The following is a 13046-nucleotide window of genomic DNA, read 5'->3' as shown; positions in this document are numbered from 1 at the left end:
TCGGGCAGTTAACCTGGTTTGCAGATAGGCTGATCTCTTCGACGTCGACGTTCACGAAAGGCTCGGTGCATGTCTGATTCGAAGACGGCAGCGCCGATGTCGAAGACCCCGTGGACCATGCTGCTGCCGTGGCTGGACGAATACCGAGCGGGCCCTTCGATCTTGGCCAGCAACGAGCTGATCCCCAATGCCTGGCTCGATGGTAGCCCCGCGGATGCCTTGAACTCCGAGAACTTCAGCCGATTCTGCGAATTGGTCGCGCTTCGCCACCTCCAAGATCGCGCCGACGCCACCCTCGCCGACGACTTCCCGACCGTCGGGGCCGCGGCTCCGTTGTCTGCTCTCGCGCTGGGCAGGCACAGCGAAAAGGCGTTGCAGGACAACGAGATCGTCACCGTCGGCGACATACTCACCGCGTCCGCGAACCACCTGCTGGGGTTGCCGCAGGTCGGCAGGGCCACCGTTGTCGACGTTGTCGCGGCGCTGGTCGCCCAGGCCACCCGGACCCCGCGGGGCGCTGACGACCGCAGCGGCGGAAGAGTTCTCACCGACCCCTCCCTCGCGGCGTTCATCGAGTCGGTCGATGACCGGGACCGAATCATTCTGCACGAGAGGATCTTCGCCACCAAGCCGCGCACCCAGTCCGATCTGGCCAAACAGATGGGACTCTCGCGCGAACGGGTCAATCAGATCGACCGCACCCTGCGCCTGCAGTTGTCCGAGACCGTCGACGGTTCGGTGGACCTGCGTCGGTTGCTCGCCGAAACGGTGGCGCTCGCCGACCCGGTCGCCGACGCCGCGCAGGTCGCGAAAGCACTCCCACTGTTCGCCACCGAGATTCCCGCACTGGGGGTTTCGGTCGGCCAGTTGCTCATCGCCGGTTCCAACGACCTCGCCGGCGTCAACGGTTGGATCGTGAGCAGGCCGCCCTCACAGATCGCAGACCTGGTCGGCGAGATCCTCGATTCCCACACCGGCGACGAGAGATTGGTCCCCATCCGCGCGGTCGCCGCCGGATTGAACCTCTCCGATTCCGAGGCCGTGCGGTGGCTGACGAACAGTGGCTACACAGTGCTGGACGATCATGTGGTCAACGGCCCCACCTCGACCGGTGACCTGGTCTGCGCCGTACTCTCGATCGCCGGCACGCCACGTACTTTCGACCAGATCATGACCGGGTTGGCCGGCGAACCGCGGTCACGATCGAGCGTGCGCAACGCGCTGGTCACCGACGATCGAATCGTCAAGACCGACCGCACCACCTATGGGCTGCGGCGATGGGGCGGCGACAAATACCTCCCTGTCCATCGCCAGATCGGTCGGATCCTCGACGAAGCGGGAGGCAAGATCGAGATCGCAGACCTGGTGGCGCAGATCAGCGCGAGATACGACGTGACCGAATCGAGCATCCGGGCCTACGCGGGCGCCGGTGAGTTCGTGATGCGCGACGACGTGGTCAGCCGCCGCAGCGAGCGCTACGTCCACCGCAAATCTCCCGCGAAAACTCGGTCGCTGTACCGCGACGGAGACACCATCCGCTGGGCGACCACGGTCGGTGCCGCACACCTGAAGGGGTCGGCGTTCAACATCCCCTCGGCACTCGCAGGACTCGTGGGTGTCGGCCCCGGCAACCCCGTGAAGCTGCAGTCGCGCCTCGGGCCGCAGTCGTTGATGTGGGTGTCGGTGCAGGCACGAGTGGGCACCATCAAGCGATTTGCGGTCGACCTCGGTCTTGCGCTGGGCGATCCGATCTTCCTCGAGTTCACCCCTGGTGGTTTCGACGTCAAACGTCAACGCCCTGATCCGTCCACCGATCCGGTGGAGGCGATCTTCGCGCGACTCGGTCGAGAGCCGGAAGGAACCCTCGACCGCACCGAGCTCGTCGAGGTGCTGGTCAGCTCGCTGTTCCTGCCGCAGGACTCCGATTCCGCCACCGTCATCGCCGCGCTGCGCCACCGAAAGGAACTGGAGCTGGAAGCTCTGGTCACAGCCGCCCTCAGCTGACCGGACGCAGTTGCGCGGGCGCGTAGCCGTCGTCCCACATGAACTCGTAGACCGGCGGGTCAGCCGGGGTCTGCCGCGTCAGCCCGCGTCGCCGCAGGACCACCTCGGGCAACACCTCACCGTCGGGAAGGACCATGCGGGGGCGGCTCGCAGCCCACGTGGCAGAATCTGCGACCCGCACGAGGTCGTGCATCAGCAGGGGCGGGGCGAACAACACCGAGACATCCCCCGCGGCCATCTCCCCCCACACCAGTCCGGAATCACCGAACGGCGGCACGGTATGCACGCAGGATGCGGATGCGGCACACGCCAACACGAGAAGCACGGCAGACGGGGAACTCCACGGCCCACAGATCGCGGCGCGCGCACCCGAATTGAGGTCGAGGTTCGCCTGCAGGCCACTGATGCGATCGGCCACCTCGTCGTCCGGCCAGAAGCGATAGCCGAGGTCGTTGAGGAACAGTCCTGCTTCGACGTGCAGCTCGGACTGCGCCGCCACCACGATCAGCGTGAACTCCTCCGCGACATCGAACATCGGACACACGTTGTCACCGCAGATAACCTCTACGGTCTCTTCCAGGAGGCAGTCGTCGCCATGGTGCGAGACAAGAAAATGTAGGTCCAGATCCCCGGCAGCGATGGCTGCGGTCTCGTCGAACGGGTCGATGGGTACGACGACGGTGCCCAGACGCACGAGAGCGTGGAAGGCGAGGAGGAACTCCCACCCGCCGTGGATACAGATACCGACCCGCTGACGGGGCTGCACGCCCCGGGCGGCCAGGTCGTCGCTCAACCATTGGACGGCCTCGTCGAAGCGTTCGAAATCGGTTTCGTGATCACCACAGACGACTGCCGGGCGGCAGTAGTGACGGTCGACGGCGTCGTCCAAAATGGTGTTCAGCTGTGCTGCACCCATTGCCAGGCCCTTCTCGTAAAAAGCTTCCCCACATGCTCATCTGACTCGAGATGTCCGCACCCCGCGGCCCCCCTTTGCAGGTAAGGCAAGACAAACCTAACACTCATATCCGCAGACGGCCAGACCCTCACGACCGTCACGTGCAGTGCGGCGCCGGGACCGCCGGGCCTCCTACGACCCACGATCGGGCGGGTCAGCTCCGGTACTCGACGACTTTCGCTCCCCAGCCGAGCGGGTCCACGGACACCACTTCGCCGTCGGCCGCCTCGATGAGCGCCCGCAACTCGGCCTCGGTACGGAACCCCGATCCGAACACGCACAGCCGGAGGAGATCGTCTTCTGTCTCGTGGTCGTTCGTGGTCGCCGGATCCAGTAGTCGAGTCGGGATCAACACCCGGTCCGCCGACTGCGCGTATGCGGCCAGCGCGACGACTGCGTCGTCATCAGGCAGGTAGTCGACGACGCCCGCCGTCAGCAACAGGTCCACCTTGGTGGGCAGGGGCGCGAGATGACTGCCGGCGATGCGCCTGACCGACGGTCGACGCTCGGCCGCGACATCGCCGAGCATGCGATCCGTGAGAGACGGAAGACCGACCACGCCCACGTCGAGAGACGGGAATGCTCGCAGGATCGCATCGACGTACGGTCCGCCGCCCTCTCCGGCCACGGCCACGGTGCGGACCTCGTCGAACGAGATGGCGCCCGGCAGCGCAGGCGCAAGGTAGACCGGCCACTCGACGATCTCGCCATGCAACTGACCCGCCCGCACCGGATCTTCTTGCCAGGTGGGGATCGGCATCCCACCGATCCCGATCGGGCGCCCGGTACGGATGACGTCGACCACACCGACAAACGACAGCTGCATCTGGGACTGCACCGAATCCACTCTGAGTTCCTCGACCCAGGGCGCGTCGGGATCGGCGAGCACAGCCCCTTGTTCGGTGAGCGAGAACGTTCCGCCGTCGTGGACCAGCAATCCCATGGCCGCGAGATGTCGCAACAGTTTGTGCAAGGTCTCCGCCCGAACCCCGCAGGCCGCAGCGATGTCCTGCGTGGTCGTCGCCCCCGCGTCGATCTCGGTGAAGACCCCCAGACTCACCGCAGCACGTAAGACGAACGGCGGTAACACCTCCGAGTATTCGTGAATCGCCTCGAAAGGATCCGGGCCTGCGGCCGACACATCGACCAACTGGGGATCACCGTCGACGGTGGCGACCGTGCGCGCCCGCCAATAGCCCGAGATGTCAGTGAAATCTTTCGGAATCCCTTTGTCCCGCTTGGCCCATCGCCGCAGAGGTTTTACCGCCAGGGTCTCGCCGGCAACCCACAGGTACACCTGACCCTCGCGCCAGGGGACGGCTTGAATCGTGTCGGCAAGGCGCGATCGACCGCCGGCCTCGCTGCGATAGAGCCAGGTGATGTCGACGGGTGCGGTGCTGATCAGTTCCTGCCGGTGCGACGGGTCGGCCACCTCGATCACCACGGTCGCGGGCAGGGTCGCAGGCAACTTCTCGAGGCAGTGTCCGATGGCCGGCAACGCGGTCTCGTCCCCGCCGATCAACATCCAGTCCGCGGCCGTCGGCAGGCCGGCCGAATGTTTCGGTCCGGCAACGAGGATCTTCTCGCCCGGCCTGGTTCTGCGCGCCCACGTGGAGGCCAGACCCGACTCGTGAAGCGCGAAATCGATGGCCAGTTCGCCCGCCTCGGCATCGAACGAGCGCACCGTGTAAGTACGGGTGTACTCGAAGCTTCCCGGAGTCCACTCCACCAAACCCGTTGTGGTGTTTCGCGGGACCTCGAACGGGAACCCGCCGGTGACCGGGTCGGGGGGCATGATCTTCACATCGTCGTCGAACCCGGTCGTCTGCACCGCGGGAATCCGAACGCCGTCGCGTACGTGCTCTCCGATCGCGGGCCCGCCCAGTACGACTCGACGCATCCCCGGCGTCACATCCCACACCCGCACCACATCGAACTCACGCAGACATATGGGGCTCACAGACAGCTCGCGCACGGTGCCGGTCATCAATCCTCCATCGGTTCACTTACTCGCCACTGGAGGCCGCGACCCCCGATCTGACCTATCCCAAACCTGCGACCCACTGGTCGAGCAAGCCATCCACCGATTCCGGGCCCAGCACGTGGAGTTCGAGACCGTCCGGGGTGAACCCATACCGGGCGACAACGCGGTACAGCCCCTCGAAGCCCTCCGAACACGCAGGATCGGCCATCCTGCCGTACAACTGCGTGAGCAGCACCGCCGGCGTCGGTGCGCGGCGCAACTTCTTGCGGCCGGCCTTGTTCTGGAAGCGCAGCAGGTCGTACCAGGGTGCGTAGGCGGGCGTTTCGGCCTGCGCTGCTCCCGCGCGCCGCGGGTATGCGGCGGTGAATGCACCCGGCGCCTCGTCCTCCGAAGCCAAATGGGTCCGTAGGTCCCACTCCAGGTCGACAGTTCGGTCGGGGTACGACCAGTCCGCGACGGCGGAGAGGAAAGTACGCTCGACCGATTCTCGCCGAGCCCGTACAGATTCCGACTTCCAGTTCACCGTCACCTCGCGCGTCGCGAGGTGCGCGCCGGCACCCGTCTCCACTTCCTCGGCATCCGGCGACGCGAGCACGCGCTCGACCGAGTCGGCGAGCACGGCGTCGGCCTCGGGCGATTGCGCAAGGCCCGCCAACTCTTCCGCCGCATCGGACGTCGATCGGCCACGAGCCGACTTCCCGGCATCGGTCCCGTCGAGATGTGCAGCCAACGCCGCGGTCATCCGATGGACGGTTCGACGGTCGGCGGCCACCCCGTGCACTGCCACCACCAGGTGGACACCCTCGGCCGACGTCACCTGCGCGACGTGCAGACCACGGCCTGTCGTGATGTCGACGCGCTCGATCACGTCTGTCCGTACGGCACGGATGGCCTGCGCCGCCGACTCATCGGATCGATCGTGTTCTGCGACCGCGCCGACCTCGAAACCTTCCGCGTACGGTTCGATTTCCGTCGTCCACAGCAACCGATGACGAGGTGTCACCCGGTGGCGAAGACAATCGAACTCGCGTAGCAACTCGCCGACCGCCGACTGCAGCTCCGCGGGGTCGACCCGCTGCGTGAGATCGAGCACCTCCGTCAGGACGTGGTCGTCGATCGCCAGGTCCGCGAGCCGCAATCGGTGTTGGGTCACGGTGGGTGTAACAGTCGCCGCCTGCGAATCCGGGTGCGGTGCTGCGGTTTCAGATGGGTTCACCGTTCGCCCCTGCGCCAACCGCGCGGGTGTGCGCAGCCCGAAGACGTCTTGGATCGTCAGTGCCGACCCGCCTTCGGACAACCCCTCTCGGGTTGCGCGGCGCACCACCGCGATCGAGGAAATGCTGTCGCCACCGAGGTCGAAGAAATCGTCGTCTACGCCGACAGTCGGTAGCCCCAGCGCCTCGGCGAAGGCCGATACGAGGACGCGTTCCGCGTCACCTGAAGGCTCCCTCGTGGTCCTGTCCCGCGAGCTGAAGTCCGGTGCGGGTAAAGCACCCCGATCGAGCTTCCCGGTCGACGTCATCGGCAGCGAGTCGACCACCAGTACCGTCGGCACGACGTGGACGGGCAGCACGGCGGCCACCGCATCCCGCACCGATCGCTCGTCGAGCCTGGCGCCGGCCACAGCGGTCACGTAGCCCACCAGTCGGTTCGACCCGGCGGATTGGTGGACGAATGCTGCTGCGGCCGCCACCCCGGCGACGCCCGTCAAGGCGGCCTCGACCTCTTCCAGCTCGATTCGGACGCCGTTGACCTGGACCTGAAAATCAGTTCGCCCCAGGTAGTGGAGGCGACCCTCGACAGACCACCGGGCGAGATCCCCGGTGCGATAGAGCCGGGAACCCGCGGGTCCGAACGGATCTGCGACGAAGCGGGCAGCGGTGAGGGTCTGCCGTCCGTAGTAACCCCGACCCACCTGTGTCCCGCCGACATAGAGTTCTCCGATTGCTCCCGGCGGCACCGGCCGCAGCCAGGCATCGAGCAGGTACGTCGCCGTGCCGGGCACCGGACCGCCGATGGGGACCGCTCCGTCACCACGCTCTGCAGACATCGCGGCATACGCGACGTCACCGGCCACCTCGGAAGATCCGTACGAGTTCACGATGCTCGCCTCTGGTGCGACAGCGGCAATCGCGTTGACCGTTGCCGGCGACAATGGCTCACCGCTACAGATCCACAGCTCGACGCCCGCGACCCGATGCCCACCCACCTCGGCAACTGCGCGCAACAGTGTCGGGACTCCGGTCAACTGTGTGATGCCGTGCGCCGCAACGAGGTCAGCCAGACGCTCTGCGTCGGACATCTCGGATTCGTCGGCGATGACCAGGCCGTGGCCGGCCACGACCGCCCCGAGGACTTCGGTGGACCCGTCGATGAAGCCGATCGAACTCTTCGCAAGCCGTATCCCGGACCCGTCATCAGCCCAGTTGTCGCGTGCCCACGCAAGCCGGTTGACCAGTGCGGCCTGGGAACCCTGTACGCCCTTCGCTTCACCCGTGGAACCGGACGTGTAGACGACGTACGCGGCGTTGTCCGCCCTGACCGCAGCAATCCGGTCGGCGTCGTCGATCCGGTCACCGGACTGCGCGGCGAGCCCGCGTGCGGTCTCTTCGTCGTCCACTCCGATCACCCGGCCAGGAAACCGAACTCCGGCCTCTCGCAGGCTTGTCGCGATCACGTCGGTGGTGAGTACCAGCGCAGGTGAGGAATCCGTCAGGTAGTGCTGGATCCGGTCGGCCGGGTGACGCGTGTCGATGGGCACGTACACACCGCCGGCAGCAATGACTGCCAGCAGCCCGACTACCAATTCCGGAGACCGCGGGAGCAGCAACGCCACTCGCCTCTCGGGACCGACACCGGCCTCGATCAGCAACCGTGCCAGGCGATTGACCCGGACACCGAGCTGTTCGTACGTCCAGCGGGTGTCCTCCTGCACCAGGGCGACCGCGGTCGGCGATTCCGTGAACCGCCGCGCCAGAAGCTCTGCGACCGAGACCGGCGAGTCTGTGTCCACCACCGTCTGGTTCCAGCTGTCTACGACGAGTTCGCGATCGGCGGGGGCTGCCATCGTGATCGCCCGGAAACCACCGACGTCGCGGTGCCCGCCGTCGATGATCATCTCGACGACCGTGAGATACAGATCCGCGATCCGATCGGCCAGCGCGTCGTCGATCGCGGTGCGGTCGTTGGTCAGCGCCACCGACACGGACTCATGCAAGGTGACCAGCGCGGTCAACCGATAGTGCGGCGCCTGGATGTATTCGATCGATCCCAGATGAAGGTCGCCGTCGTTGTCCGGGCGCTGGAGGTTCTCGATCGAGAACAGCGTGTCGAACAACTCACGAACGCCCAGTGCAGTGTGGAGGTCCAGCAGCGGCACGTGCTGATGATCTCCAACGGTGGTCTCCGCGGCGACAAAGCGTTGCACCACATCGTCGATCGGCTCGCCGAGCGACCAGCGCACGCGCGTGGGCACGGTGTTGATCAGCATGCCCACGATTCGGTCGATTCCCTCGACGTCCTCACCACGCCCAGCGGTGGTCGAACCGAAGACCACGTCATCGCGGCTCATCAGAGCACCCACGAGAATTCCCCAGGCCGCGGTCATGACGGTGCCTTCGCTGACCGATCGCGAGCGGGCGTAGGCGGTCAGCGCCTGCCGATGGTCGCGGCCCAGCTCACGGCGCCGGCGACCGAACCCGCTCCCTGCCGCACCGTTCGGCAGCACCGCGGAGATCAGTGTCGGGCCGTCGATACCTTCGAGATAGTGCTGCCAGGCCGACACCTCACGCTCGGGCGTTCGCTCTCGCGACCACCATCGGAGAAAGTCGCGGTGTTGGGGGGCAGCGGAGTCGAACCTCTCACCGTCATAGGCGGTCACGATGTCGTTCCAGATCAGGGCCACGGACCAGCCGTCGGCGATGAGGTGGTGCACGGTCTGGATGAGCCGGTGCCGTCCTGCACCCAGGGTGATCAGGGTGTAGCGCATGAGCGGCGGCCGGGTGAGGTCGAACCGTCGCTCGAGTTCCTCGGCAGCGGTCTGATCGACGAACGCCGTTGCCTCGTCATCGCTGTCACCAGAGAAGGTCAGCGTCCGGAACTCCGGGGCGTGCCCGGGGCCGACCACCCCGACGACCCTGCCGGACCGGGTGGTGTGAAAGCCGGTCGCGAGCGCACCGTGCCGCGTGATCACCGAATGGGCAGCCCGCTCGAGCCTGGCAACGTCAACCGGACCGGACAACTCGACTATCTGCTGGACCGTGTACGGATCGTGGCCGCGCGAAGCGACCGAGTGAAAGTAGATCCCGGACTGTACCGAGGTCAGCGGCACTATCTCGCGCAGATCGCCTGCCGTCGCGGAGATCTCTGCGGTCTCCTGCGTATCGAGCTGAACCAGAGGTGATTGCGACTCAGCGTTCTGCGGTGGTGTCACCGGCGCGGACTCGGTCAGTACCGGGGCCAACCGCTCCGGGGTCCGATGGGCGACGATGTCCTGCGATCGGAGCTTGAAACCCGCGGGCCGCAGCGCCAGCGCCACCTTGACCGCGACGATGCTGTCACCACCGAGGGCGAAGAAGTCATCGTCGACGCTGACCTTACCGACTCCGAGGGTGGCGGCGAAGACATCACACAGGAGCTTCTCACCCGGCGTACGGGGCGCGATCAGTGTTCCGCGTCGTGGTTCGCTCACCGCAGGCAGTGCCCGGCGATCCACCTTGCCGTTCGCGGTGACCGCGAAAGCATCGAGCACCATCAGGCTCGTGGGCACCATGTACTCCGGCAACCGGTCACGGCACCACGCCTGGAGGTCTTCTAGATCCACTGTGGCTCCCGGATTCTGGGTCACATAGCCGACGAGGATGTCCGCCCCCGCACTGCTGCCGGTCAAGGCCACGACGGCCTGGCGAACCCGCGGGTGCCCCGAGATGATCACTTCGATCTCTTCGAGTTCGACCCGTCTCCCGCGGATCTTGACCTGATTGTCTGCCCGGCCCAAGAACTCCAGCGACCCATCCTCGCGCCACCGGGCGAGATCCCCGGTGCGATACATCCGCGAGCCGTCAGGATCGAACGGATTCGACACGAACTTGGCAGCGGTCAAGGTGGAGTTGCCGACATACCCACGGCCCAGCAGGAATCCGGCAGCATAGAGTTCGCCACCGACGCCGATCGGAACCGGCGCCAGGTCATCGTCGAGGACGTACAGCTGAGTGTGCGGGTTCGGACGGCCGATCGAGGTCGCGATCCTCTCCGCTTGGTCACGGTAGATGACGTGGGATACCCCGATCGTCGCCTCGGCCGGTCCGTAGCCGTGATACAGGGTGGTGGACAACTGCTCTCGGAATCTACTGAACAGATCGGGGGTGAGAACCTCGCCACCACACCAGACGTGCCGGACAGGGGCCAACGCGGACCCGGACTCGACCGACCTCTCGCGATCCAGTGCCAGCAGGGCGTCGAGCATCGACGACACCAGATACAGGTAGGTGACGCGTTCGGCGGCGATGACGTCCAGGAGGTACTCGGGATCCTTCTCACCACCCGGCGCCGCGACCACCACGTACCCGCCGGAGACCAGCGGCAGCAGGATCTCGTTGATCGAGATGTCGAATGCCAACGGCGCTTTGAACAACGACGCGTCGTCGCGGCCGAACATGAGTATGTGGTCTCGCTGCCACACCAACCGCTCACAGATCGCCTCGTGGCGGATCATCGCCCCCTTCGGGGTGCCGGTCGACCCCGACGTGAAGATGACGTAGGCCAGTTGGGCCCCGACGATGTCGACCGGAGGCAGTGGCGGGGCGGTGCGTTCGTGGTGCCAGTCCTTCAGCCGCACCCCGATGGTGTCGACCTGCCAGTCCGATCGATCATCGGGGTCCACGAGCGCGATGTGCACCGCGGCATCGGCCATCACCTGACGGCGACGGGCCACCGGCCACTGCGGATCGACCGGGACGAACGCGCCACCCGCGGTCATCGAGGCGAGTACGGCGACGACCATCTCGGCCGACCGGGGCATACCGATCGCAACGCGGCCTTCGGCGTCCAGTCCGGACCGGCGCAGGCGATCAGCCAGTTCTCCCACCCTGGTGGACAGCTCGCGGTAGGTCAGCCGCGTCCCTCCGTCGACGAGCGCAAGCGCATCCGGCGTTGTCGCGACCACGGCGGCGAACAGGTCAGGGACGTTTGTTGTCACCGTCGGCGACGATCGGTCGTTCCACTGCTCGTGCAGCAGTGCCGTATCCCCACCAGTCGTCTGCGAGTCTCCGGGATGCCCGAATGTCGTCATGTGGTTTAGGCTACCCTAGAGCGACATGAGTTCTACTGCAGGTCTGGCGCGAAGAACCTGCTGCACAGAAGGGTGCGCGCGGTGATCCTGGTCGGCTCGGGGGCCCTGTTCTGGCGCGCTGCGGCACACGCCGTATCAGCAGGTAAAACCGTCGACGCGGTGATCCATCCCGAGGCCGAAATTGTTCCGGACTGGGCCGGCGAGCTCGAATGTGTGGCCACTGCAGATGTCAACGAACTGGCCGACGGCATCGACGAGGTCACCTCCGACCAACTCGTGTGCTCGGTGGGCAATCCGTTCATATTTCGCGAGCCGATCTTAGAACTCGATCTGACCATCGTGAACATCCACGGCGGACCTCTCCCGCAGTATCGAGGGTTGCCCATCGCCGCCGCAGTGTTCGCAATCCTGCAGTCGGAGCGGGAGTTCGGCGTGACGTTGCACCGTGTCGATGCGGGGATCGACACCGGCGCGATCATCGATCGACGTATGTTCCCGATGTCGGACTCGACGACCCTGGAGACCCTCTCGCTGCAGGTGACCGAGGCCTGCCACGAGATCTTCACCGACAATCTCGGCACCCTCGACCGGGAGCCTCAATCGACAGGTGAGCTCGAGACCAGTTCCCCAGGTGAGTATTTCGGCATGAAGAAGCTGAGAACCATCGGTGAACACCGCGATCATCCCAACTTCGACCGCGCGACCGACCTGGGCGTCCTCGAGGAGTTCTACCCGTCGTACCGCGAGCTGTTCGACGCCGCGCGCCACTGAGCCGATACGCGAAAGGTGGCGCCGACACAACCGTCGGCGCCACCTTCTACTCGCGAATGTTACTGCTGCGGAAGCTTGGCCAGCTGTTCATCCAGACTGTTCAAGCTCGCCATTCCGGACGAGTAGGTGAACGGATCCGTGTACGCCACGGCGAGAACCCGACCGGCCTGAACGGCGGGAAGACTCTTGAACAACTCCGAGTCGAGCATCGCCTGCACCTCGGGCGTCGCCGAACCGTCCGGCTTGACCGGGTACACGATCACGTCGTAGTCAGCGAGCATCCCGAGTTGCTCGTACGAGCGCTCCTGCCCCTCCGCCGTGGGGAACGTCAGGCCTGCGGCCTCGAGCTTGTGCGGCACATACGTTCCCGAGTTCTGGTCCCAGAAGGTACCCGGTGACCAGGAGGCGACGGCCACGAACTTCTTGCCGTCGATCTTGTCGGCGTACTTCTGGTGGATCTCGTCGGCCCGGGCGTGGAACTGATCCTTCTGCTCCTGCGCCTGCTCGGACATGCCGGCCATACCTGCCGCTTCATCGAACGTCTCGTACCAGTCGGTGACCAGCAGCGACCCACCCTCGAGATTCACGACCGGCGCAATGGCCTTCAGCTTCTCCTTGTCAACGGTCTCCCAGTGCTTCTCGAGCATGTTTCCGACGATCAGATCCGGCTCGAGGGCGAGAATTGCTTCATAGTCCGGTTGGGCGATGGTTCCGACTTTGGGCAGACTCTGGTATTTCTCCCATGCTGCCGTGTCCTCGCCGAAATAGTCCTCTGTGTAGAGATCCGGCACACCGACGACATTGTCACTGCCCAGGCTCAACAACGCCTCGGCCGAGCCGCGCAACGCAACGATGCGCTGCGGATCTGCCGGGATCTCCACCGGACCATCCACCGATTCGACGGTGACGGTCTCGCCGGACTCGGCATTGTCGTCCGAGCTGTCAGAACATCCCGTCATCAGCACCACCAGGAACAACGTCAGCGCAGCCAACAACGACCACGGTCTCAGTTTCTTCCACGTATTCATTTGTCCTCTTTCCTC

Annotated in this window: 6 protein-coding genes; 2 read left to right on the top strand and 4 right to left on the bottom strand. The window is 65.6% G+C overall.

Features of this window, described 5'->3' with window-relative positions; all coding sequences use genetic code 11:
- Window positions 1–69 precede the first annotated feature (69 nt).
- On the top strand, window positions 70–2004 hold the full coding sequence (locus J3S28_RS01980; protein WP_207836807.1) for a sigma factor-like helix-turn-helix DNA-binding protein: 1935 nt from the start codon (window positions 70–72) through the stop codon (window positions 2002–2004).
- Here the strand turns inward: J3S28_RS01980 and J3S28_RS01975 are convergent.
- The 3 genes from J3S28_RS01975 to J3S28_RS01965 form a co-directional block, all read right to left on the bottom strand.
- A complete protein-coding gene (locus J3S28_RS01975; protein WP_207836804.1) occupies window positions 1997–2920 on the bottom strand; it encodes an AMP-binding protein in 924 nt (307 codons plus the stop codon). The genes J3S28_RS01980 and J3S28_RS01975 overlap by 8 nt on opposite strands.
- Window positions 2921–3113: 193 nt before the next feature.
- Window positions 3114–4946, bottom strand: a complete 1833-nt coding sequence (locus J3S28_RS01970; RefSeq protein ID WP_207836802.1) for a siderophore-interacting protein — start codon at window positions 4944–4946, stop codon at window positions 3114–3116.
- Window positions 4947–5001: 55 nt separating this feature from the next.
- Window positions 5002–11232, bottom strand: a complete 6231-nt coding sequence (locus J3S28_RS01965) for a non-ribosomal peptide synthetase (protein ID WP_207836788.1) — start codon at window positions 11230–11232, stop codon at window positions 5002–5004.
- An 81-nt stretch (window positions 11233–11313) separates the two neighbouring features.
- Between J3S28_RS01965 and J3S28_RS01960 the strand changes: the two genes are divergently transcribed.
- Window positions 11314–12003, top strand: a complete 690-nt coding sequence (locus J3S28_RS01960) for a formyltransferase family protein (protein WP_207836775.1) — start codon at window positions 11314–11316, stop codon at window positions 12001–12003.
- Window positions 12004–12062: 59 nt separating this feature from the next.
- On the opposite strand, the gene J3S28_RS01955 is transcribed toward J3S28_RS01960, so the two are convergent.
- Complete coding sequence (locus tag J3S28_RS01955) at window positions 12063–13031, bottom strand: ABC transporter substrate-binding protein (RefSeq protein WP_207836772.1); 969 nt, start codon at window positions 13029–13031, stop codon at window positions 12063–12065.
- Between the last annotated feature and the right edge of the window lie 15 nt (window positions 13032–13046).

The organism is Williamsia soli (genome assembly GCF_017377795.1).
Taxonomy (GTDB): domain Bacteria; phylum Actinomycetota; class Actinomycetes; order Mycobacteriales; family Mycobacteriaceae; genus Williamsia; species Williamsia soli.
Note: the sequence above shows the minus strand (reverse complement) of the source record. Positions and strands in the feature narration are given on the sequence as shown.

What these genes read in the sequence shown, in the direction of transcription:
- J3S28_RS01980 (WP_207836807.1), top strand. Translation starts at nt 70, where the DNA reads ATGTCTGATTCGAAGACGGCAGCGCCGATGTCGAAGACCCCGTGGACC.
- J3S28_RS01975 (WP_207836804.1), bottom strand. Translation starts at nt 2,920, where the DNA reads ATGGGTGCAGCACAGCTGAACACCATTTTGGACGACGCCGTCGACCGT.
- J3S28_RS01970 (WP_207836802.1), bottom strand. Translation starts at nt 4,946, where the DNA reads ATGACCGGCACCGTGCGCGAGCTGTCTGTGAGCCCCATATGTCTGCGT.
- J3S28_RS01965 (WP_207836788.1), bottom strand. Translation starts at nt 11,232, where the DNA reads ATGACGACATTCGGGCATCCCGGAGACTCGCAGACGACTGGTGGGGAT.
- J3S28_RS01955 (WP_207836772.1), bottom strand. Translation starts at nt 13,031, where the DNA reads ATGAATACGTGGAAGAAACTGAGACCGTGGTCGTTGTTGGCTGCGCTG.